This is a genomic window from Mesorhizobium sp. M0136, assembly GCF_040322515.1.
Taxonomy (GTDB): domain Bacteria; phylum Pseudomonadota; class Alphaproteobacteria; order Rhizobiales; family Rhizobiaceae; genus Mesorhizobium.
The window spans coordinates 157,694-177,870 of the sequence record NZ_JAMYTP010000006.1 but is presented as its reverse complement, the minus strand read 5'-3'; the positions used below and the strand labels follow the sequence as shown (position 1 = coordinate 177,870).

At 63.1% G+C, this 20,177-nt stretch carries 22 protein-coding genes; 10 read left to right on the top strand and 12 right to left on the bottom strand.

What is annotated here, in order from left to right:
• Positions 1-115: 115 nt before the first annotated feature.
• Positions 116-1,426: a hemolysin family protein gene (locus tag NKJ35_RS09570; protein ID WP_352506718.1), complete on the bottom strand. Its 1,311-nt coding sequence runs from the start codon at positions 1,424-1,426 to the stop codon at positions 116-118.
• Positions 1,427-1,502: 76 nt separating this feature from the next.
• On the bottom strand, positions 1,503-2,429 hold the full coding sequence (locus NKJ35_RS09565) for a LysR family transcriptional regulator (protein WP_254819243.1): 927 nt from the start codon (positions 2,427-2,429) through the stop codon (positions 1,503-1,505).
• 125 nt (positions 2,430-2,554) lie between these two features.
• Between NKJ35_RS09565 and NKJ35_RS09560 the strand changes: the two genes are divergently transcribed.
• Complete coding sequence (locus NKJ35_RS09560) at positions 2,555-3,574, top strand: zinc-dependent alcohol dehydrogenase family protein (RefSeq protein WP_352506720.1); 1,020 nt, start codon at positions 2,555-2,557, stop codon at positions 3,572-3,574.
• A 43-nt stretch (positions 3,575-3,617) separates the two neighbouring features.
• Here NKJ35_RS09560 and NKJ35_RS09555 read toward each other — a convergent pair whose 3' ends face one another.
• Complete coding sequence (locus NKJ35_RS09555; protein WP_352646516.1) at positions 3,618-4,325, bottom strand: LssY C-terminal domain-containing protein; 708 nt, start codon at positions 4,323-4,325, stop codon at positions 3,618-3,620.
• Positions 4,326-4,450: 125 nt separating this feature from the next.
• Here NKJ35_RS09555 and NKJ35_RS09550 point away from each other — a divergent pair, with 125 nt between their 5' ends.
• Positions 4,451-4,633 (top strand): hypothetical protein, encoded by a 183-nt coding sequence (locus tag NKJ35_RS09550; RefSeq protein ID WP_352646514.1) that lies wholly within the window; start codon positions 4,451-4,453, stop codon positions 4,631-4,633.
• The gene (locus NKJ35_RS09545; RefSeq protein WP_352646512.1) at positions 4,578-5,045 is read left to right on the top strand and encodes a gamma-glutamylcyclotransferase; all 468 of its coding nucleotides are present in this window, start codon (positions 4,578-4,580) and stop codon (positions 5,043-5,045) included. Before NKJ35_RS09550 ends, NKJ35_RS09545 begins: the two co-directional genes overlap by 56 nt.
• Positions 5,046-5,101: 56 nt before the next feature.
• Here the strand turns inward: NKJ35_RS09545 and NKJ35_RS09540 are convergent, their stop codons facing one another.
• From NKJ35_RS09540 to NKJ35_RS09530, 3 genes are all read right to left on the bottom strand, one after another.
• The gene (locus NKJ35_RS09540) at positions 5,102-5,941 is read right to left on the bottom strand and encodes an extensin-like domain-containing protein (protein ID WP_352506723.1); all 840 of its coding nucleotides are present in this window, start codon (positions 5,939-5,941) and stop codon (positions 5,102-5,104) included.
• Between the two features lie 116 nt (positions 5,942-6,057).
• Complete coding sequence (locus NKJ35_RS09535) at positions 6,058-7,023, bottom strand: extensin family protein (protein WP_352646510.1); 966 nt, start codon at positions 7,021-7,023, stop codon at positions 6,058-6,060.
• Between the two features lie 75 nt (positions 7,024-7,098).
• Positions 7,099-7,524 (bottom strand): DUF3775 domain-containing protein, encoded by a 426-nt coding sequence (locus NKJ35_RS09530; RefSeq protein ID WP_352477868.1) that lies wholly within the window; start codon positions 7,522-7,524, stop codon positions 7,099-7,101.
• A 236-nt stretch (positions 7,525-7,760) separates the two neighbouring features.
• Between NKJ35_RS09530 and NKJ35_RS09525 the strand changes: the two genes are divergently transcribed.
• Both NKJ35_RS09525 and greA read left to right on the top strand, forming a co-directional pair.
• Positions 7,761-8,318 carry a tetratricopeptide repeat protein gene (locus tag NKJ35_RS09525; protein WP_254819249.1) on the top strand — a complete coding sequence of 186 codons (558 nt, stop codon included), beginning with the start codon at positions 7,761-7,763 and terminating at the stop codon, positions 8,316-8,318.
• A gap of 316 nt (positions 8,319-8,634) precedes the next feature.
• Positions 8,635-9,108 (top strand): transcription elongation factor GreA, encoded by a 474-nt coding sequence (gene greA, locus NKJ35_RS09520; RefSeq protein WP_023719113.1) that lies wholly within the window; start codon positions 8,635-8,637, stop codon positions 9,106-9,108.
• A gap of 138 nt (positions 9,109-9,246) precedes the next feature.
• On the opposite strand, the gene waaC is transcribed toward greA, so the two are convergent.
• From waaC to rfaD, 3 genes are read right to left on the bottom strand one after another with little or no spacing between them, the layout of a single operon-like run.
• Positions 9,247-10,221: a lipopolysaccharide heptosyltransferase I gene (gene waaC / locus NKJ35_RS09515; protein ID WP_352646508.1), complete on the bottom strand. Its 975-nt coding sequence runs from the start codon at positions 10,219-10,221 to the stop codon at positions 9,247-9,249.
• Complete coding sequence (waaF, locus tag NKJ35_RS09510; RefSeq protein WP_352646506.1) at positions 10,218-11,225, bottom strand: lipopolysaccharide heptosyltransferase II; 1,008 nt, start codon at positions 11,223-11,225, stop codon at positions 10,218-10,220. Before waaF ends, waaC begins: the two co-directional genes overlap by 4 nt.
• Positions 11,198-12,148: an ADP-glyceromanno-heptose 6-epimerase gene (rfaD, locus tag NKJ35_RS09505; RefSeq protein WP_352646504.1), complete on the bottom strand. Its 951-nt coding sequence runs from the start codon at positions 12,146-12,148 to the stop codon at positions 11,198-11,200. Before rfaD ends, waaF begins: the two co-directional genes overlap by 28 nt.
• A 168-nt stretch (positions 12,149-12,316) precedes the next feature.
• Here rfaD and NKJ35_RS09500 point away from each other — a divergent pair, with 168 nt between their 5' ends.
• The 3 genes from NKJ35_RS09500 (at position 12,317) to NKJ35_RS09490 (ending at position 15,150) form a co-directional block, all read left to right on the top strand.
• Positions 12,317-12,949: a LysE family translocator gene (locus NKJ35_RS09500; RefSeq protein ID WP_352646503.1), complete on the top strand. Its 633-nt coding sequence runs from the start codon at positions 12,317-12,319 to the stop codon at positions 12,947-12,949.
• A 139-nt stretch (positions 12,950-13,088) separates the two neighbouring features.
• Positions 13,089-14,567: a D-glycero-beta-D-manno-heptose-7-phosphate kinase gene (gene rfaE1 / locus NKJ35_RS09495; protein ID WP_352646501.1), complete on the top strand. Its 1,479-nt coding sequence runs from the start codon at positions 13,089-13,091 to the stop codon at positions 14,565-14,567.
• Positions 14,568-14,574: 7 nt separating this feature from the next.
• Positions 14,575-15,150, top strand: a complete 576-nt coding sequence (locus tag NKJ35_RS09490; protein WP_352586848.1) for a D-sedoheptulose-7-phosphate isomerase — start codon at positions 14,575-14,577, stop codon at positions 15,148-15,150.
• Positions 15,151-15,412: 262 nt separating this feature from the next.
• Here NKJ35_RS09490 and NKJ35_RS09485 read toward each other — a convergent pair whose 3' ends face one another.
• Positions 15,413-15,889: an Lrp/AsnC family transcriptional regulator gene (locus NKJ35_RS09485; protein ID WP_023678347.1), complete on the bottom strand. Its 477-nt coding sequence runs from the start codon at positions 15,887-15,889 to the stop codon at positions 15,413-15,415.
• A 254-nt stretch (positions 15,890-16,143) separates the two neighbouring features.
• Here NKJ35_RS09485 and trxB point away from each other — a divergent pair, with 254 nt between their 5' ends.
• Both trxB and NKJ35_RS09475 read left to right on the top strand, forming a co-directional pair.
• On the top strand, positions 16,144-17,118 hold the full coding sequence (gene trxB, locus NKJ35_RS09480) for a thioredoxin-disulfide reductase (RefSeq protein WP_352646499.1): 975 nt from the start codon (positions 16,144-16,146) through the stop codon (positions 17,116-17,118).
• A gap of 97 nt (positions 17,119-17,215) precedes the next feature.
• A complete protein-coding gene (locus NKJ35_RS09475; protein WP_023719100.1) occupies positions 17,216-18,112 on the top strand; it encodes a LysR family transcriptional regulator in 897 nt (298 codons plus the stop codon).
• On the opposite strand, the gene NKJ35_RS09470 is transcribed toward NKJ35_RS09475, so the two are convergent.
• On the bottom strand, positions 18,109-18,882 hold the full coding sequence (locus NKJ35_RS09470) for a hypothetical protein (RefSeq protein ID WP_352646497.1): 774 nt from the start codon (positions 18,880-18,882) through the stop codon (positions 18,109-18,111). The two genes, NKJ35_RS09475 and NKJ35_RS09470, sit on opposite strands and share 4 nt — an antisense overlap.
• Before the next feature lie 247 nt (positions 18,883-19,129).
• Positions 19,130-19,627 carry a methyltransferase family protein gene (locus tag NKJ35_RS09465; RefSeq protein WP_352646495.1) on the bottom strand — a complete coding sequence of 166 codons (498 nt, stop codon included), beginning with the start codon at positions 19,625-19,627 and terminating at the stop codon, positions 19,130-19,132.
• Between the last annotated feature and the right edge of the window lie 550 nt (positions 19,628-20,177).

Genomic DNA, 20,177 nt, shown 5'->3' with positions numbered 1-20,177 from the left:
GCTAAATAGGCATATGTCCTGCAATTGCCGGGCCTGGCTCTGACCTACGGTCGGTGGCAGTCGCCGCGAAATACGGTTCAACGTCCACAACAGGTCAGACCGACCGCGTCGCTCGTTACCGCACGACCTCGCGGTGACCGCCGGGCAGGCGGGTGGCGATAAGCTTGTCGATGCGGCGGCCGTCGAGGTCGACGACCTCGAAGCGCCAGCCTTGCGCGTCGACGCATTCGCCGGTCGCCGGCAGATGATGCAAATGCGACAGCACATAGCCGGCGACGGTTTCGTAGTCGCGGTTCTCGGGCAGGTCGATGCCGAGGACCTCCGCCATCTCGTCGGCCTGCATGTAGCCGGCAAGCAGCCATGAGCCGTCCTCGCGCTTGACGGCGTTTTCCTCTTCGCCGGCATCGAGATCCGAACGGAAGACGCCGGTAATCGCTTCCAGTATGTCGGCCGGGGTGACGATGCCTTCGAAATGGCCGTATTCGTCATGTACCAGCGCCATCGGCACGTCGGATTCCTTCAGTGTCGCAAGCACGTCCAGCGCATCGGCCTGGTCATGCACGATTGGGGCCGTGCGCACGTGCCGGCGCGGGTCGAGAGCGCGGCCGCCGAGCATCGCCGCCAGCACGTCGCGGGTCTGGACGACGCCGATCATGGCGTCGACGCCGCCGTCGCCGGCCGGCAGGCGCGAATGCTGGGTGTCCATCAGCAGCTTTCTGATGGCCGCCTCGTCGGATTGCAGATTGATCCAGTCGACCTCGGTGCGCGGCGTCATCACCGCGCGCACGGCGCGGTCGCCGAGCCGCATCACGCCGGCGATCATGCGCCGTTCGTCGGATTCGATGGTGCCGTGGTGCTCGGCTTCGGCGACCAGCATCTTGATCTCCTCGTCGGTGACCCTCTCCTCGCTCTGGCCGTGCTGGCCAAGCAGCCACAGCAGGGCGCGGCCGGAAAAATCGAGCAGGAAGACCAGCGGCGCCGAAACGCTGGCGAGGATGGTCATTGCCGGAGCGACCCTGACGGCGACCCGTTCGGGGTCGCGTAATGCGATCTGCTTGGGCACCAGTTCGCCGATGATCAACGAGCCATAGGTGATGATGGCGACGACAATGCCGACACCGAGCGGGTCGGCGAGGCTTTCGCGGACGCCGGCCGATGCCAGGAAGGTGGCCAGCCGCTCGCCGAGCGTGGCGCCGGAAAAGGCGCCGGACAAGACGCCGACCAAAGTGATGCCGATCTGCACCGAGGACAGGAACTTTCCCGGATTGGCGCCGAGCGCCAGAGCCCGGCCGGCACCCTTGACGTTGCGGTCGATCATCGTCTTGAGGCGCGCCGGCCGCGACGAGACGATGGCGAGCTCGGACATCGACAGAAGGCCGTTCACGCAGATGAGGACGACCACGATGGCAATTTCAGCATAAAGCATGCCGGGTCCATAGCATTGCCGCGCGGTTTTCGAAAATAGGACGGTCGCGCTTTTTAAATTTAGCGAGCGGGGCAAATCAGGCGGCACCCCATGCCGCATCCCAGGGCGGCGCGGAAAAATGCTCGATCAGGGCGTCGACGACGACGCGCACCTTTGGTGCGAGATTGCGTGTTACCGGCCAGATGGCATGCACCACGGTGTTTTCGACAAGGCAGTCCGACAGAACCATTTCGAGCTCGCCGCGCCTGATGCTGCCGGCCGTCAGCCATGTCGGCAGATAGACGATACCGCAGCCGGCCAGTACCGCATCGAGCATCGGTTCGCCGTGGCCGAGCACCAGCCGCGCCTTGGGCGCGAATTTTTCGAGACGGCCGTCGGCATGCCTGACGGTCCAGGGATGGACCGTGCCGTCGCGGCCGTAGCCGATGAGGCTGTGCCTGGGCAGGTCCTCGATCGAGTGCGGCCTGCCATGGGCGTCGAGATAGGCGGGGGCGGCGACGATGGCCGAACGCTGGGCATAGATGCGGCGCGCGGCGAGCGACAAGCTGTCGTCGAGGTCGCCCATGCGCACCGCCAGGTCGATGCCTTCCTCGATCAGGTCGACGCGCCGGTCGTTGAACGAGATTTCCATCGTCAGATCCGGGAATTTTTTGGAAATGTCGAACAGAACCGGGGCGACGCACCGCCGGCCGAAGGCCAAAGGCAGGTCGACACGCAGCCGCCCGGAAGGCACCTGCTTGCGCGAAGCCAGCAGTGACTGCGCGGCTTCGATCTCGGCCAGTGCCCTGACGCAGGCTTCGTAATAGCTCAGGCCCTCACTGGTCGGGCTCAGGCTGCGGGTGGTGCGGTTGAGCAGGCGAACGCCCAATCGCTGTTCCAGCTGCGCGATCGACTTGCCGACCGCCGATTTCGTGACATGCAGCCGCGCGCCGGCGCCGGTGAAGCTGCCGGCCTCCACCGCGTGAACGAATGCGACGATGCCTTGCAAATTGGCCGATTCCAATGAAGCGCTCCTATTGTAGAGTTTTGCTCCTTAATCTGTCGCAGAATATGCCACATGGAAGCACTTTTCTCCATAGTGAAACGGCATAAATGTCTCGCGCACCATCAACCACGGAGCGCGAACCAATGAGCACCCAAAACAGATCCTGGCAGATGACCGGTTTCGGCCTGTCCAGTTTGAAGCCGGCCGAGGGAAAGCTGCCCCGACCCGGGCCGCATGATCTTCTGGTACGCGTCACAGCGGTATCGCTGAATTACAAGGACAGGATGATCGTCGATGGCGTGCTGATACCGGACCTCAGCTTGCCGTTCGTGCCGACATCGGACGCGGTTGGCGAAGTTGTCGCCACCGGCAGCGAAGTCAGCCGCTTCGGAATCGGGCAGCGGGTGCTCGGCCAGGTGATCGCCGACTGGCCGGACGGCAACGCCCCGCCGGTGCTGCACAAGCATACGCTTGGTTCGTCACTGCCCGGCATGCTGTCCGAGCATGTGCTCTTTCACGAGGATGCCGCCGTGGCGGCGCCGCCGTCGCTCAGCGATGTCGAGGCATCGACGCTGCCGATCGCGGCGCTGACGGCGTGGTTCGCGCTGGTCGAGGCGGCCAAGCCTATCCCAGGTGAGACCGTTCTCATCCAGGGCACCGGCGGCGTGTCGCTGTTTGCGCTGCAGTTCGCCGCCGCTTTCGGCCTGCGCGCCATCGTCACCTCGAGCAGCGACGAGAAGCTCGAGCGGGCAGAAGCGCTCGGCGCCTGGAAGGGGATCAATTATCGCAGCCATCCGGCATGGGACGAGGTCGCCCGCGAGCTGACAGACGGCGCCGGCGTCAGGCACGTGCTGGAGATGGTCGGCGGCGACAATGCGCGGCGCTCGCTCAATGCGCTGGGCGCCGACGGCAGGCTGTCGCTCATCGGCCTTCTCGGCAGCATGGAGCTCAGTTTCCCGATCATTCCGTTCCTGCGCAACCGGATCGTCGTGCAGGGCATATCGATCGGCCACCGCCGCGCCTTCGAACGAATGAACCAGGCGATCGAGACGCTCGCGATCAGGCCGGTGATCGACAGGGTGTTTGGCTTCGACGAGGTGCCGCAGGCATTCGAGCGTCTGGAGACCGGACCGTTCGGCAAGATCGTGATCACCGTCCCCTGAGCCCATCGGGACGAAATGGCTGTCAGACGGGCCGATTGCGCGCCTACGGCAGTTGCAGCAGTACGCCGATGATGGCCTTGCCGTCGGTGAAATAGGGATCGCCTTCGCCGTTGCGTCCGGTCTTTGTGGCGCCGACGCCTGGTATCTCGCTGGTCGAGATCAGCATGCCGGCGGCGGAGAGGTCGTGCATCAGCCCATCGCGCTCGGCGTCGATGTCGGGGCCGATGTGATGAGTGATCGCGCCGGTGTCATGGCTGAGGCCGACGCCGCGGTCAAAGCTTGCCGAGCCAAGCCAAAGCGGCCGGCCGTCGTCTCCGGTCGCAGCGGTCTGCCAGAAGCGGACGTGGTGGCGCCGGTCAGCGCTGTCGCCGACCGGCTTTTCGAAGGCTAGGTCCTGGGCGCGGCCTTCGAACAGCAGCCGGCTGACCGGCGCGTCGGGATAGGGGCGGTCAAACAGCACGCTTTCGCCGATCTCGATCGCCGTCTTCAGCGAGACCGCGTCTGCCGTATCCCAGCCGGCGACGGCAAAAGCATGGACAAGCTCCTTCTTGGTGCCGACAAGGCCGACATTGATCGGATCGCCCGGAATGCCTTGCGGCGTGTGCGTCACCATCTCGAATTGCTGATTGCGAAAATTGCGGTCGCGTAACGTCCAGAACTCAGGCGCGGCGAAATAGGCGAGCGAAAGATAAGCGGCACAACATGCCACCAGCCAGGTCGTTGCACGTCGTCGAAGGCTTCGTTGGCTCATGCATTGGCGCTCGAACTGGCAGGCCCGTCAGGCCGTCGAAATCCTTGGCAAGCGGCGCGCAGCCGGTCTATCCTCATATTTTAGCATGAAATGGCGTAGAACCGGCTAGCACGAATGAGGGAGTGATGGAGGGTAAACCGGCGCACGGCACTGCCATGGCGTTGACCGCCGACCTTATCGCGCTGGTCGAACGGGTCGAGCCGGATCCCGGCCCCGAGCCGGGGACGACCGAGCATAGCGACGCGGAGTTCGATGATCTTGTCGAGCAGCTGCTTCTGGAATACCGGCCCGAAGCGCGGAACGCGTGATCTTCCGGCCTTGATGCTGGCTTTGGACCGGGGCGGCAGCTGCAAAGGCGTTGTCTACAGACTTCCGGCAGAAGATCATTTCGGGCAACTGGGTCGGCTGATGCGACGGGAGATCGACGCCAACCCGCCTACCAACGTGCCGCGCTGGATCTGGGTCAAGACCAGCGACGGTCCGCTACGCGCCCTGGCCTTCGTCGCGGCGCCCGACGGCAAGGCTTATGCCGGGCGGCTGCCGCTCGATCAGGTGGCGAAGACGCTGGCGCGGGCAGCCGGACATTGGGGTTCGTCCGCGCAGTATCTGTTCCGCACCGTCAGCATGCTCGAGGAAAGCGGAATCCGCGACAGAAACGTCCAGGATCTGGTGGCGCAGCACATCATCATGGCTTCCACCGGCGGCACACAACGCAGCTGATCCAGGCGCTTTTTGCACGAAATGACTTGTCGCATTTCATCTGAAAACCGGAATGGTCAGCGGCAGGCGCGATAGCCGTTCTTGCGGTTCTTGATGTCGAAATGGAAATGGTTGCGGTGGTCGTAGTTGTAGCCGGGGCCGAGCACGGTGGTGAAATACTGGCAGCCGTCGGCCCGCACATTGTTGAGGAAGCCGCGCGTGCGGAAGGCGAACAGGCCGGGCTTGCGGACGTCGATGTCGTCGCCATTGTTAAGCTCGATGCTCATCACGTCGAGCGCATTGCCCTTGCCGTGTTCCGACAAAACACCTTCGCCGGCGATCCTGCGGCAGGAATAGCTCGAGCCCTGGTGGATGGTCTTGACGCCTGAAAAATAGCGCCAGCGGGCCGACGGGACGAGTTCATTCCTGGTCCAGCCGGCAAAGCTGGCGGCCATGTCGCAGGTCAGCGTCGCGGCCGGCTTCATCGCGACGCTGCCGATGGCCGAGACCCTGACCGGATAATCGATGCCGCATTGGCCTTCATGGATCGGCGCGACGTCGGTGTAGACGACGCCGAGGCGTTTCAGCTCCTTGCGGCAATCGATCTCTGCGGCCGGCATCTGTTCGGCCGGCGACATCGGATTGTCCATGCGCGGATAGGCGGCCGTCATATAGGGGTTGGATGGGACGAGGCGCTGCATGCCGGAATATTCTGGGCCGGAATCTTGCTGGCCGGAATAGGGCGGAACGGCAGCGGTCTGGCTGCCGACGTCGACGGCCGGCTGCAGCGACAGCACGCTGCCGGTGTTGCAGGCGGAGACCGCCGCAATGGCAATCACGACGGCAAGCCTGCCGGCCATGCGCGCGCGTCCTGTGTGCCGCGCAGCGACAAGCGCAGCGCGAATTAGCCCGGCCATCGGAAGGGTTCCTGTCCCCAGATGGCACAGACTCTAAACCTGAAGAGTAAAGGAAAAATCAGCGACGCCGTTCACGCCTGCGTCCAAATTGCGGCGCCCATTATCGGCGGCCGGCGTCATTCGCAAAACGTGCTGCCATTGCGGCGCGGTTCGAGGTCGAAGTGGAGATGCTGCGAATGATCGGCGTCGCTGCCGGGGCCAAGCACGGTCTTGAACGGTCCGCAGGCTGCCTTGCGCACTGCGTCCAGGAATTTCGCGTCCTTTTCCGGCGGCGCCGGGCCGACATCGATCTCCTTCCCGTCCGAAAGCGTGAAGCTGGCGATGTCGAGCGCGTTGCCGAAGGCGTGCTCCGACAATTTGCCGCCACCATTGCGCGACCGGCAGACAAAGGCGGAGGCCTGGCCGATCGATTTGATATCCGTGCCGAACTCGGCCTTTGCAGCAGGCTGGATGACCGAAGCAGCAAAGCGTGCGGCGGCCTCGGCCATCTGGCAATTGAGCTCGGGCTCCGGACCGATGGCGATGGATTTGCCGAGCGTCTTCAGCACGATCGGGTAGGGGATCGAGCAACCGACCGCCGTATCATGCTCGGGCTTGCGCTCCTCGAAATCGACGCCCATCGATTTCAGCCGCCTGCGGCAGGCCAATTCCTCGGCCGGCATTTCTTTCTCGGCAATGGCGACCGATCGAGGATCGGGAAGGATTTCTTGCTCCGCCTTTTTGTCTGCCTCGGCCGGGTTTGGTGGCGCGACCGGTGAGTTTGCCGGCGGCTCGGCCTGCGCCGGCTTTTCAGGCGGCTGTGGCGCGATCGCCGGCGGCTTCGGCTGCTCGGTCCTGGACTGGCCATTTTGGGGCTGATCGTTTTGAGGCTGACCGTTTTTGGGCCGCTCAGCCTCCGGAGCGGGGCGTGGTTCGGGGACCGGGATCTCGGTTGGTGCTGGCGGAGTGACTTGCTGGTTGAGTTGCGGAACCGGTGCGGTTGGCGGCAGCTCGGGCGCCTTGGCTGAAACGGGTCCCGCCAGCGGCGTAGCCGCAACGGCCAGCAGCACTCTGCCCAATCTGAAAAAGCCAAACGCCGCCATTGTATCGCAACGGCCAGAATGCAGGGAAGTTGCCTTGGGCGAGGGGGCTGGCGATCACAATCGGTAACCGCACTGTTACGCGCCGATCGCTTCCAGGCCTTCCTCGAGCCAGTCCGCCAGCAGCGGCATGCCGAGCAGATATTTTGCCGTGCGCTTGTTGGCGCGCTCGCGGGCGGCGGTCAGCGCGTCCGTCCATTCCGTCGCGTCATAGTCGCCGCGGCCGACCCAGGCCAACGCAATCAGTTCGGCCGCTTCGTCGACATTGAGATCGTCGATCAGCTCGCGCAGTTCTTCCTCGGTGAGATCTTCGGAGCTTTCCTCGGCAAGGCCGTCATGATGGTGGTTGTCGTGCGCGTTGCCGTCAAGCTCTACCTCGTGCTCGGCGCCGTCGGTATAGTCTTCGTTGACGGCGGCGCTGAGCGCCTTCGCCTTCAGGATGAACAGGCGCACGGTGTCGGGACCGATCGAAAGCTCCCAGTCTCGTTCAACGCGTTGCTGCACCGGCCGTCTCCCTGCTTCGTGCTCGGTCGGCCCGATGATAGCGGATTTGCAGCGCTCGTCACGTTCTCTTGCGCGTGGGCGTTAATCGTGAACCATGATTTATGATGCCCTCTCTTCCCGGAATAAGATGGCCTTGCTGGGAGAGATCGCGGTTTTGAGATAGGATGACATTTTCCGGGACGAAACGGCTTTGGCCCGGCGTTAGTGTTGCATTGTCAGGTTCAAAGGAGAGTGTAATGCGCAGACGATTGCTGATTTACGCCATGGCCATTGCCGCCCTGCCGCTGATTGCGGCTCCGGCGTTTTCGGCTGGTGAAGGCGGGGGAGGTGGTGGCGGCGGCGGCGGCAATGGCGGCGGCGGCCAGAGCCAGTGCAAGAAGGGGGAGGCCTGGGACAAGAAGCAGAAGAAATGTGTCTCGCCCAAGCAAGGTATGCTGGATGACGACAGCATCTATGATGCCGGTCGCGCGCTGGCGATGGATGGACGCTATGACGAGGCGATCGCCGTCCTCAGCCTCGCCGCCAACAAGCAGGACCCGCGCATCCTCAACTATCTCGGCTATTCGCACCGCCATTCCGGCCGCGTCACCGTCGGCCTCGGCTATTACGAGGAAGCGCTGCGCATCGACCCGAACTACACGCTGGTGCGCGAATATCTCGGCGAGGCGCACCTGCAGATCGGCGATCTTGCCGGCGCCCAGGAACAGCTCCGCGAAATCGAGAAGCGCACGGGCAAGGGATCTCGCGAATACGGCATGCTGTCGGAGCAGATCGATCATTTCATGAGGAGCTGATCCGACCCCCGGACGCTGCTCATACCGGCTGCGGCGATCGCAGCCGGTTTTTTGCTGTGCTCACATGCTGCTCCGAACTGGAATTTGGCATCACGGTACACGTGATGCGCTCCTTGACGTAAGGTCAGGCGCGCAATCGGTGGATGATTTTTCAAAATCCGACTTTTTGGACGTGAAAAACCCGCGAAGATTGCTATATCTTGCAAAGATTGTGGTGAGACGGTTCCGTTAGCGAGGCTGCCGGACCGTTTTCTTTTTGTACCATCGACAAGGTCGCTCCCGATTGCGGGGGTGGCGGCAGGAAAGGTCAGGCATTATGAACAAGGTCCCGATGACAGGCGAGGGGTTCGCGTCATTGAAGGAAGAACTGCGCTGGCGCCAGCAACAGGAGCGGCCGCGTATCATCGAGGCGATTTCCGAAGCGCGCTCGCATGGCGACCTCTCCGAAAATGCCGAATATCACGCGGCAAAAGAGGCACAGAGCCTCAATGAGGGCCGGGTCAACGAACTCGAGGACCTGATCGCGCGGGCCGAGGTGATCGACGTCACCAAGCTCAGCGGCGACAAGGTCAAGTTCGGTGCCACCGTGGTGCTGGTCGACGAGGATACCGAGGAGAAAAAGACCTACCAGATCGTCGGTGACCAGGAAGCGGACGTGAAGTCCGGCCGCATCTCGATCTCCTCGCCGATCGCGCGCGCCCTGATCGGCAAGGAAGTGGGCGATGCCATCGAGGTCAACGCACCGGGCGGCGCCAGGGGCTACGAGATCGTCCAGGTGCAATTCATTTAGAACCTTTTGATAATTCCACTCTGGCGGCCGACTAGCGCGGTTTTCTGCGCTTCCGGTGCTCACGTACTTTAAGTACGCTCCGCTCCGGTTCTCGAAAACCACGCTATTCGACTCGCCAGAGCGAATTCTGAAAAGGTCCTATGCAGCGCCTTGTAATTTAAGCGCCAGCAATCTCTCAGCTTCCGCCATCACCGCCGGCGGCGTGACGCTGCGGCCGGGCTTGGCCAGCAGCGTCGATGAGAATGGGCCGCGCGGGCCGGTCAGGCCGGGCTCCGTCGCCAGGAATACCGCCACCGTCGGTACGCCGAAGGCGCTGGCGAGATGGGTCAGGCCGGTGTCGGCGCCGATGACCAGCGCCGAGCCGCCGATGACGGCGGCGATCTCGGCAAGCGGCGATCTGGGAACCACCACGGTTTGCGAAACGGCGCGGGCGATCGCTTCGGCAACCGCCTGTTCCCGGTCGTTCGACCAGGTGGTGACCGGGGTCATCTCTCGTGCCACGAGAAGCCTGGCGATTTCGATCCAGTCCGCGACCGGCCATTTCTTGTCCTCGCGGCTGGTGCCGTGCAGCAGGAAGGCTGTCTTTTCGCCGACAAAAGTCGATTTTCCGGCTGGCGGCACGATTCCCGATTCAAGCCGGGAAAAATCCGGCTCGTAGCCGAGCGCCAGCCCGAACAGGCGTCTCGTGCGCTCGATGGCATGCAGGTCGACCGGCACGGCGTAGCGATGGCCATAAAACAGGCTCGCCGAAGGCTCGCGGGCGCTCGAGCGGTCGAAGCCGGCGATCGGTGCTGCCGCCAGCCGCGCCACCAGCGCCGATTTCAGCAAGCCTTGTGCATCGAGGACGAGATTGTAGCGGGACGCGCGCAAGGCGCTGCGCAGGCCGACCACTTCCCGCCATGTGCCGGGCTCGAGCAGCTTCCTGCGCCAGCGCCGGATCGCCACGCTGTGGATGGTTTGGATGGCTGGATGCAGCGCTACGATGCCGGCAAAGGCCTCTTCCACGCACCAGTGGAAGGAAATATCTGGGCGGGCGCGGTGCGCGTCCTCGACCGCCGGAAAGGTGTGGATGACGTCGCCCATCGACGACGTCTTGACGATCAGCACCTTCATGCGGCGGCCGGCATTTCCAGCAGCCGCTCCGCCGCCGCCACGACGCGTTCGACCTCCAACGTCTTCAGGCAGTTGAGATGACCGAGCGGGCAGATTTTTTTGTGGCAGGGCGAACAGGACAGGCCGAGCCAGACCAGTTCGCGGCGCTCGGCGAGCGGCGGCGTGTTGTCGGGCGAGGTCGAGCCGTAGACGGCGACGACCGGCGTGCCGACGGCGGCGGCGACATGCATCAGCCCGCTGTCGTTGGAGACGGCGAGCCTCGCGGCGGCGATCAGGTCGATGGCATCCTCCAGCCGCGTCTGGCCGGCAAGGTCTGAGGCGCCCGGCGCCAGCGCCGCGATTTCAGCCGTCACCTCAGCGTCGTTCTTCGATCCGAACAGCGCGACGCCAAACCCTTTCGCCATCATCTCGCGGGCAAGGCCGGCATAGTGTTCGCTTGGCCAGCGCTTGGCCGGGCCGAATTCTGCGCCGGGCATCAGTGCCACGAATTTTCCCGCTGTCAGCCCGAAACGGCTGAGCAGTGCCGCCTGGCTGGCTTGATCGACGGCGAGCTTCGGCGCCTGGAAGGCGCCACCACGGGCAAGGCTGAAATAGGCCTGCGCGGTGCGCCGTTTGAGGCGATCGGGCAAGGGCACGATGTCGGTCAGCAGCCCGTAGCGCATTTCCTTGAGATGGCCGACACGGCGCGGAATGCCGGCAAAGAACGGGATCAGCGCCGACTTCCAGCTTCCCGGCAGGACAAAGGCCATGTCGTAGCGGCCGCGCAGCAGGCGGCCGAAGCGCCTTCGGACGCGGAATTCGAACGCGCCGGATTGCAGCGGCAGGTCGATCTGCTGGCGGATTTCGGGCATGCGCTTGACCAGCGGTGCTGCCCACGCCGGTGCCAGCACGTCGATGGCGGCGTTCGGATGAAGCTCCCTCAGCGCCTGGAACAGGCACTGCGCCATCACCATGTCGCCCACCCAGCGTGGGCCGATCACGAGGATCGTTGGGCTTTCAGCCATTCGACATAGTCTCTGACGCCGGTTTCCACTGTGCGGAACTGGCCATTGTAACCGGCTGCGCGCAAGCGGGACATATCAGCTTGCGTAAAGCTCTGGTAGCTGCCCTTGAGGTGGTCGGGAAACTCGATGAATTCGATCTGGCCCTTGCCGAGCGTATCGATCACCGTTTCGGCAATGGCGCGAAACGGCTGGGCCTTGCCGGTACCGCAGTTGAAGATGCCGCTGGAACCGCGTTTCCACAGCCACAGATTGACGTCGGCGACATCGCCTACATGGATGAAGTCGCGGCTCTGCTCGCCGGGCCCGAAACCGCCATAGGCGCCGAACAGCTTGGGGTTTTCGCCGCGTTCGACCTGGTTGAACAAATGGAAGGCGACAGAGGCCATGGCGCCCTTATGTGCCTCGCGCGGTCCGTAGACGTTGAAATAACGCAGGCCCGCGACCGGCGAATGGTCGGTATCGAAAACGGTGCGGCGGACATAGTCGTCGAACAGCTTTTTCGAATAGGCATAGACGTTCAGCGGCCGCTCGCATTCCGGCTCCTCGCGGAACTCGGCGCCGCCGCCATAGACCGAAGCGGACGAGGCATAGAGGAAGGGTACACGCAGGGCCAGGCAGGCGTGCAGCAGGTGCTTCGAATAGCTGTAGTTGACCTCCATCATGAACTTGCCGTTCCATTCGGTGGTGGTCGAGCAGGCACCCTGGTGGAAAACCGCCTCAATGCGGCCGAGGTCACCGGCCTCCATCCGCGCCAGAAAGTCGTCCTTGTCGAGATAGTCGGCGATCTCGAGGTCGGCGAGATTGGCGATTTTGTGGCCGTCGGTGAGGTCGTCGACGACGAGGATGTCGCTGAAACCGTCGGCGTTGAGCGCAGCGACGATGTTGGAACCGATCATGCCGGCGCCGCCCGTGACGATGATCATATTAGTACGCCCTGACTCGCCGTTGCTTGCCGATTCCGGCCCTTATAGGGGAGGCCGGCAGGCCTGTCGATAAAGCAGGTGGCGGGGCGGTTGGATGAGCGCCACAGTGCCGCCGCAAACGTCACGTTTCAGTCGGCCTGCCGGCCAACCGGCGACAGGAGCAAGGTAATGCCGTCAACCGAACTGCTTGTCGCCTTTTTCGCCACCACGGCGATCTTCGCCTATATCCCCGGCCCCGCCATGCTCTATGCCGCTGCGCAAACCATGGCGCGCGGCCGCTGGTCCGGCCTGATGGCGGCTCTCGGCATCCATCTTGGCGGCTACGTTCATGTCTTCGCCGCCGCTGTCGGCCTGTCGGTGCTTTTCCATGCCGTGCCGGTGCTTTACATGGCGGTCAAGCTGGTCGGTGCGCTGTATCTGATCTGGCTCGGTGTTTCGCTGTTTCGCGCCAAGGCGCAAGGCGACGTTGTCTTGCCGGGAATTCAGCCGAAATCCGCCCGCCGCGCCTTTTTCGAGAGCGTTGCCGTCGAGGTGCTCAACCCCAAGACGGCGATTTTCTTCATGGCGTTCCTGCCGCAGTTCATCGATGCCTCGGCAGCGTTTGCGGTGTGGCTGCAGTTCGTCGTGCTTGGAACGATCGTTAATTTGATGTTCTCGTCAGCCGACATTGTTTGCGTGGTGCTGGCCGGCGCAGTGATCGCCAGGCTGCGGCAGTCGAGCCGGGCGCAGCGCCTGATGCGGCGGGCCGGCGGTGCGGTGCTTGTCGGACTGGGCGTGCATGTCGCGTTGCAGAAAAGCTGACGCATTGCCTCGCCGCCGCAATCGGTCGAAGGCCTGCCGTTGCGTCGGCTGAAATTGCGGTATATCGGCATCGCCATGAACGGCCGGCCCTGCCAATCGAATTCCTCGTCACCGAAAATCGGCTCTCCCACGCGTTGACATGATCAAGCTGCCCTCTCCCGAACCTCTTCACCGCGCCATTTCGCGCTTCGGCAGCGCCACCGTGCTGGTGGTCGGCGATTTCATCCTGGACCGTTTCGTCAACGGCGTGATCGAGCGCATTTCGCCGGAAGCGCCGATCCCCGTGCTGCACGGGCGCGGCGAAACGCTGGCGATGGGCGGCGCCGGCAATGTCGTCGCCAATATCGTTTCGCTTGGCGCTTCCGTCATACCGGTCTCGGTGATCGGCGCTGACGAGGCCGGCAAGAACCTCATGCGCATGCTCGGCGAATTTGGCGTCGACACCGGCGGGCTGGCGCAGGATGCCGATCGCATGACGTCGTCCAAAAGCCGCTTCAGCGCGCTCAACCAGCAGGTGCTGCGTTTCGACGAAGAGGAAATCAAGCCGCTGGGCGATGCCGAGCGCGCGACATTGGTCGGGCATTTTCGCGAAGCGCTGGCGCGCGCCGATATCGTCATCCTGTCCGACTATGGCAAGGGCGTGCTGCTCGACGGCGTCGCCGGCGAGCTGATCTCGATCTGCCGGGAAGCGGGCAAGCCGGTGCTGGTCGATCCGAAGGGCAGCGACTATGCGCGTTATGCCGGCGCGACGGCAATCACGCCCAACCGCAAGGAACTCGGCGAGGCGGTCGGCCGCGCAGTGTTTGCCGATGACGAGATCGAGGCGGCGGCGCGCCAGCTGATTTCGGCGCACGGTTTCGATTTCGTCGTCGCGACGCGCAGCGAAAAGGGCATGAGCGTCGTCGGTGCGGACGACGCCCGTCATATCGCCACGCAGGCGCGCGAAGTGTTCGACGTTTCGGGCGCCGGCGACACGGTAATCGCGACCTTCGCGCTGGCTCTTGCAGCAGGGGCTGATCGTGTCATGGCCGGATCGATCGCCAACGCCGCCGGCGGCGTCGTCGTCGGCAAACGCGGCACCGCGCGGCTGACGATCGAGGAACTCACCGGTGCGCTGTTTCGCTCGCATGGTCCGGTCGCCCACAAGGATGCCATCCTCGATGCCGCGGCCGCGGCGCGGCTGGTGGCTGCGTGGAAGGACGAGGGCTTGAGCGTCGGTTTCACCAATGGCTGTTTCGATATCCTGCATGCCGGCCATGTCAGCCTGTTGCATGCGGCGCGCAGCCAGTGCGACCGGCTGGTGCTCGGCCTCAACAGCGATGCCTCGGTGCGCCGGCTGAAAGGCCCTGGACGCCCGGTCAACGACCAGCATGACCGGGCCTGCGTGCTTGCAGCACTTGCCTCGGTCGACGCCGTCGTCATCTTCGAGGAGGATACGCCGCTTTCACTGATCGAGGCGCTGAGCCCGGACATACTGGTCAAGGGCGCCGACTATACGGTCGATCAGGTGGTTGGCGCCGATGTCGTGCAGAAGGCCGGCGGGCGCGTCGTGCTGGTCGATCTCGTCGCCGGCAAGAGCACGACCGGCACCATCGGCAGATTGCGCGCCGGGAACTGAGGGTTTCATGTCCGAACTGAACGATTACCTGGCCCGCTCGGCGGCCGCGATTTCGGCGATGGTCGAGCGCGACCTGACCAGCGAGATGGAGCGGGCGGTCAGCGCCGTCGTCGCCGCGCTTTCGCAGGGCAAGGCGCTGCTGATAGCCGGCAATGGTGGTTCGGCCAGCGACGCCATCCATATCGCCGGCGAGCTGGTCGGCCGCTTCCTAAGGGAGCGCAAGGCCTACAACGTCATCGCGCTGCCGGCCAACGCGGCGGTGCTGACCGCCTGGGGCAATGACTACGGCTTCGACACGGTGTTTGCGCGCCAGGTCGAGGCGCATGGTTCGGCGGGCGCCGTGCTGCTCGCCATCTCGACCAGCGGCAATTCGCCAAGCATCCTCGCCGCCGCCCAGCAAGCGCGCATGATGGGCATGACGGTGGTCAGCCTGACCGGCGACACCGGCGGCAAGCTGAAGCCGCTCTCCGACATCCTGCTCAACGTACCCTCGACCTCGACGCCGATCATCCAGCAGGGGCATTTGTGCCTTTACCACCATCTCTGCGAAATGGTCGAAACGCGCCTCTGCGACGCAGGGTGATTGCGCCAGGCCGGGTAGAGGCCGTCTGTCAACGGGGAGAGGTAGCCGCAACGCTGGCGACCCCTCTCCCCGTCCTTCACGGGGAGGGTAAGGTGAGGGCAGCGCCAGTCTGTATTATTTGACGCATAGCCACATTTTGTTCTTGCTTTGTGCCGGCAGCTATGCTACTAATTTACCTACGGTGATGATTCCCACCGACGATCCGCCCGCCGAGGCGGGTTTTTTGTTTCCGGGTTTTGTTTCTCGGGCGCTTTGCCTGGTCTCAAGCCGAAAACGCCACCAGCCCTTCGTCCTTGACCCGGCGGATGGTCAGCGCGGTTCGCACCGTATCGACATTGGGGGCCGAGGCCAGTTCCTCGATGACGAAGGTCTGGAAGGTGCCGAGATCGCTCGCCACGCAATGCAGCAGGAAATCGGATTCGCCCGACACCATCCAGGCATCGCGCACGATCGGCCAGCCGCGGGTGCGCTCGGCGAAGGTCTTGAGCTCGGCGTCGGCCTGGTGATGTAGGCCGATCAGGCAGAAGGCGACGACGTCGAGGCCGAGTGCCGGAGCGTTGAGCAGGGCACGGTAGCCGCGGATGATGCCGGCCTCTTCCAGCCGCCGGACGCGGCGCAGGCACGGCGGCGCCGAAATGCCGACGCGGCTCGACAGTTCGACATTGGTCATGCGTCCGTCCTGCTGAAGCTCGCGCAGGATCTTCCAGTCGATGGCATCGAGATCGGCCTTGATCGGCATGGCGGCTTCCGTGGTGACGCGAAAGAATCTTTCGCGACTTTGTAGTTAAACGACTTTGCTGTCTATTCCATCCGCTGGATCGAGGATTTTCGCATCATCTTGCTGCGGTTGCTTGTCGCCGTCGCCGGCGCCCAAGCTTTCCGGGGACGAACGGCAACTTGCCTTGCTGGCGTCGCAGGCAACACTTACATTACGCGCAACAATCGACGAGAGTTCATGCCACAATCCATGGCTGCTCCCCGCAGAGGCTTTTCATGATCACCAAGCACGCGCCTGTTCTCATCATCGGCTCCGGCCCCGCCGGCTATACGGCGGCAATCTATGCCGCCCGCGCCATGCTCAAGCCAATGCTGGTCGCCGGCCTGCAGCAGGGCGGGCAACTGATGATCACCACCGACGTCGAAAACTATCCGGGCTTCGCGGAACCGATCCAGGGTCCATGGCTGATGAGCGAAATGCTCAGGCAGGCCGAGCATGTCGGCACCGACATCGTCAACGACATCATCACCGAGGTCGACCTCAACGTGCGGCCGTTCCGCGCCAAGGGCGATTCCGGCACGATCTATACCGCCGACGCGCTGATCATCGCCACCGGCGCGCAGGCGAAATGGCTGGGCATCCCGAGCGAACAGACCTTCATGGGTTTTGGCGTCTCCGCCTGCGCCACCTGCGACGGCTTCTTCTATCGCGGCAAGGATGTCGCGGTGATCGGCGGCGGCAATTCGGCTGTGGAGGAAGCGCTCTATCTCTCCAACCTGGCCAAGAGCGTCACCGTTATCCACAGGCGCAGCGATTTCCGCGCCGAGCGCATCCTGCGCGAGCGGCTGCTGCAGAAAGACAATGTCCGCATCATCTGGGACACGGTGGTCGACGAGATCACCGGCAGGCCCGGCAAGGCGCCGCTGCCGCCGTCGGTCGAAGGGCTGAAGCTGCGCAACGTGGTGACCGGGCAGGAGATGCATCTGATGGTCGACGGCGTGTTCGTGGCGATCGGCCACGCGCCGGCGGTCGAGCTGTTTGCCGGCAAGCTGAAGCAGAAGCCGAACGGCTATCTGTGGACGGCGCCGGATTCGACCCGCACGGATATGCCGGGTGTGTTTGCCGCCGGCGACGTGACCGACGACATCTACCGCCAGGCGGTGACGGCGGCCGGTCTCGGCTGCATGGCCGCGCTCGAGGCGGAAAAATATCTGGCGGGGATCGAGGTTCACCGCGAAGCGGCGGAGTGATTGTTGAACAAGCGGCTGAGACAAGCCGTGCAAAAGCCTGATTTTTCATTCAGACGCCAAAACAGGCGGACGCCAGAAAACAGGACGAGGGGAAATCATGGCGTTGGATTGGGACAAGCTACGCGTGTTTCACGCCGCAGCGGAAGCGGGGTCGTTCACCCATGCCGCGGAAACACTGCATTTGTCGCAATCGGCGATCTCGCGGCAGGTCAGCGCGCTTGAGCATGACGTCGGCGTGCCGCTGTTCAATCGCCACGCCCGCGGCCTGGTGCTGACCGAGCAGGGCGAGATGCTGTTCCGCACGGCACACGACGTGCTGATGAAGCTTGAAACCATCAAATCGCGACTGACCGAAACCAAGGACCGGCCCTCCGGCGTGCTCAGGGTGACGACCACGGTCGGCCTCGGCGCCGGCTGGCTGACCGAGCGCGTGCAGGAATTCATCGAGCTCTATCCCGAGGTCAGCCTGCAGCTCATCCTGGCCAATGAGGAGCTCGATCTCACCATGCGCCAGGCCGACTGCGCCATCAGGCTGCGCCAGCCGCAGCAGCCGGACCTCATCCAGCGCCGCCTGTTCACCGTGCATTTCCATCTCTACGCGGCGCCCTCCTATGTGAATAAATACGGCAAGCCGAATTCGATCGCCGAGCTGAAGGCCCATCGCATCGTCACCTTCGGCGTGCCGGTGCCGGCGCATCTGTCGGAACTGAACTGGCTGGAGACGGTCGGCGATTTCGAAGGCGGGCAAAGGGTGCCGACGCTGCAGATCAACGACATCCTGTCGATCAAGCGGGCGGTGCAGGGCGGCGCCGGCATCGCCATGCTGCCGGATTATGTGGTCAGCAAGGATTCCGGGCTGGTGCAGTTGTTGCCCGAAACCGAAGTGCCGTCCTTCGATACCTATTTCGCCTATCCCGACGCGATGAAGAACCAGGCGAAGCTGCATGTCTTCCGCGATTTCATCATCGCCAAGGCGCGCAGCTGGTCGTTTTAGTTTCTAAATCCTGTCGACAAGGTACCCTTTTTGCCGTGATCGCCCAAGTAGACGGCACCATACGGGTTGAATTTGAAGTCGTCTTCTTCGTACGCTTCGATGGGTAGCAGTATCCCATTGTTACGGACTAAACTTAGCCCGACGCCTTCGGTAAACATCTCATCGGCAACACGGTCGATTATCGAGCTGAGCACCAGCTCATCGTCGGAAAGACTCCTTGGCGCGAAGACCTCTGGCAGACCGACGAGATGGAAACCGACGCTACAGAGGAACTTTCCGTCACTTAACGGCCGCTTGCTGAAGGCAAGGCGGCAAGTACGTGCCAAACTCGGGCCGTCCTCCGCGTCTTCCGCATCACGGCCAAGTTGTTTCCATCGAGCCGCACCGCGTGCAATGCCAGCACTCTCGCCTTTTGCGGCAATAGCATCACTGTTCAGTGCATGCACGATTAAGCGAAGGGCGATTGCCGACGTCTCAACGGTACTTTCGATATCCATATGCGGACCAAGTACATAAATCACGCAACCGTGCTCATGGACGGCCGCTTCGTCCTCTTTAGTCCGTACCCCCTTATGTACCCGATCCCAAGACACATCGAACGACTCAACCATGCGATCATCCGGCGCGTCCTGCGATAAGTGCGTATCAATTTCAAACCCCGGGGCGAAATTGTCGATTGCCGACTGAATTGAGCGACACAGCTCAGAATATCCACCCTGCCTTCCCAGCATGCAGAGCACATGGCGTGGCTGAAATTCTGAAAAGCTCATTTATGTCGACCTCCCAACACCCCAAACAGCGATCGGCAAAGGCGTCCTCTCCCCGTCACTATAACGGAGAAGACAGCGGCAGCCAGATGGGCAGCACCAGCCTTTTTGTCTGGGATGTCGTACTTGGGCTCCGCGGTTGGTGGTCCTGATGTGTCGCGCCGCCCTCACGCCCTGCCATTTCTCCCCGTATGGTGACGGGGAGAAAGGAGCTGTCTCACCGGTTTCGCCAATTGTCGGCGTCCAGAAATTAGCCGCGCCAAGGCGTCAGCCGGGGCAGCCAGCCTGGTACGGCCCGGCGGTAGGCTTCGTATTCGGCGCCGTAGCGGCGGGCAAGCGTCGGTTCCTCATATAGTTTTACGAAGGAGATCATGGCGGCCGCGGCGATGACTAGATAGGCGGCGACCGTCCCGCTCGAAAACAGCAGCGCCTGGCCGAGGACGATCGACAGCACGGCGACGTACATCGGGTTGCGGACATGGCGATAAATGCCGCCGACGACCAGCCTCTCGGTCGGCGCTACCGGGGCTGGCGTACCCAGGCCCTCCAGAGCAAAACGAGCAAAGGCGTGCAGCAGCACGACTGTGCCGGCAACAATCAGCAGCCAGCCCACAGGAACGAAACCGGGCAGTCTCGACCAGGGCAGGCGATAGCGGTCGGTCAGCAGCCAAGGCAGCAGTCCGGCGACGACGCCGGGCGCTGCCGCAAGGAAGATGACGCTGCCGGCGATCGCCGAAGTGGCTCGCATATAGCTCTCCTTACGGGCGCGGCCTTGAACGGTCTCCTGCAAAGCGCTTCAGGTCTTGTCCGGCATGTAACCCAAACCGCTACACCCTCAGGTCAAGCTCGATGGCGGGCTTTTTGGGCGGCATGCACCAGCAAGGTCTGGCTGCCGAAAAAACAAACGCGTGCTGCACGATTCCACGTCATCCTGCGCTTTTCGACTTTCCGAGCAGGAATCGCTGCTGATTCGCGGCTGCGGATCGATTTTTGCCTTGCCGCAGGCTGTATTTCAGCGATTCAACTGGTCCTATTGCGCTTCGGGACGGATTAGACCACAGCCGGCGCCTTTTTGCATGTGAGTGTTGCAAAATAGATGCTTGTTTCTTGGGCATGAAGAGCACATATATAGATCATCTCCTGAGCGCGTTCTCCTCCCATTAGCGCTCTCGAGTGTTCCCCTCTGGAGGTTAGCCTTAACAGGCACTTCCAATCAAACTCAGCCGGGTCTTCATTGATCCGGCTTTTTTGTTGCCCGAAACCAACACATCGCCGGAAAATCGGCCGGAACTGGCGCG

Bases quoted from the DNA above. Each gene is read 5' to 3' on its own strand.
- NKJ35_RS09475 (WP_023719100.1), top strand. From the start codon at position 17,216: ATGGCGTTGGATTGGGACAAGCTACGCGTGTTTCACGCCGCAGCGGAA.
- waaC (WP_352646508.1), bottom strand. From the start codon at position 10,221: ATGAAGGTGCTGATCGTCAAGACGTCGTCGATGGGCGACGTCATCCAC.
- NKJ35_RS09500 (WP_352646503.1), top strand. From the start codon at position 12,317: ATGCCGTCAACCGAACTGCTTGTCGCCTTTTTCGCCACCACGGCGATC.
- waaF (WP_352646506.1), bottom strand. From the start codon at position 11,225: ATGGCTGAAAGCCCAACGATCCTCGTGATCGGCCCACGCTGGGTGGGC.
- NKJ35_RS09535 (WP_352646510.1), bottom strand. From the start codon at position 7,023: ATGGCGGCGTTTGGCTTTTTCAGATTGGGCAGAGTGCTGCTGGCCGTT.
- NKJ35_RS09485 (WP_023678347.1), bottom strand. From the start codon at position 15,889: ATGCCGATCAAGGCCGATCTCGATGCCATCGACTGGAAGATCCTGCGC.
- NKJ35_RS09525 (WP_254819249.1), top strand. From the start codon at position 7,761: ATGCGCAGACGATTGCTGATTTACGCCATGGCCATTGCCGCCCTGCCG.
- NKJ35_RS09545 (WP_352646512.1), top strand. From the start codon at position 4,578: ATGATCTTGTCGAGCAGCTGCTTCTGGAATACCGGCCCGAAGCGCGGA.
- rfaE1 (WP_352646501.1), top strand. From the start codon at position 13,089: ATGATCAAGCTGCCCTCTCCCGAACCTCTTCACCGCGCCATTTCGCGC.
- NKJ35_RS09465 (WP_352646495.1), bottom strand. From the start codon at position 19,627: ATGCGAGCCACTTCGGCGATCGCCGGCAGCGTCATCTTCCTTGCGGCA.
- NKJ35_RS09490 (WP_352586848.1), top strand. From the start codon at position 14,575: ATGTCCGAACTGAACGATTACCTGGCCCGCTCGGCGGCCGCGATTTCG.
- NKJ35_RS09555 (WP_352646516.1), bottom strand. From the start codon at position 4,325: ATGAGCCAACGAAGCCTTCGACGACGTGCAACGACCTGGCTGGTGGCA.
- NKJ35_RS09540 (WP_352506723.1), bottom strand. From the start codon at position 5,941: ATGGCCGGGCTAATTCGCGCTGCGCTTGTCGCTGCGCGGCACACAGGA.
- NKJ35_RS09560 (WP_352506720.1), top strand. From the start codon at position 2,555: ATGAGCACCCAAAACAGATCCTGGCAGATGACCGGTTTCGGCCTGTCC.
- greA (WP_023719113.1), top strand. From the start codon at position 8,635: ATGAACAAGGTCCCGATGACAGGCGAGGGGTTCGCGTCATTGAAGGAA.
- NKJ35_RS09470 (WP_352646497.1), bottom strand. From the start codon at position 18,882: ATGAGCTTTTCAGAATTTCAGCCACGCCATGTGCTCTGCATGCTGGGA.
- trxB (WP_352646499.1), top strand. From the start codon at position 16,144: ATGATCACCAAGCACGCGCCTGTTCTCATCATCGGCTCCGGCCCCGCC.
- NKJ35_RS09570 (WP_352506718.1), bottom strand. From the start codon at position 1,426: ATGCTTTATGCTGAAATTGCCATCGTGGTCGTCCTCATCTGCGTGAAC.
- rfaD (WP_352646504.1), bottom strand. From the start codon at position 12,148: ATGATCATCGTCACGGGCGGCGCCGGCATGATCGGTTCCAACATCGTC.
- NKJ35_RS09550 (WP_352646514.1), top strand. From the start codon at position 4,451: ATGGAGGGTAAACCGGCGCACGGCACTGCCATGGCGTTGACCGCCGAC.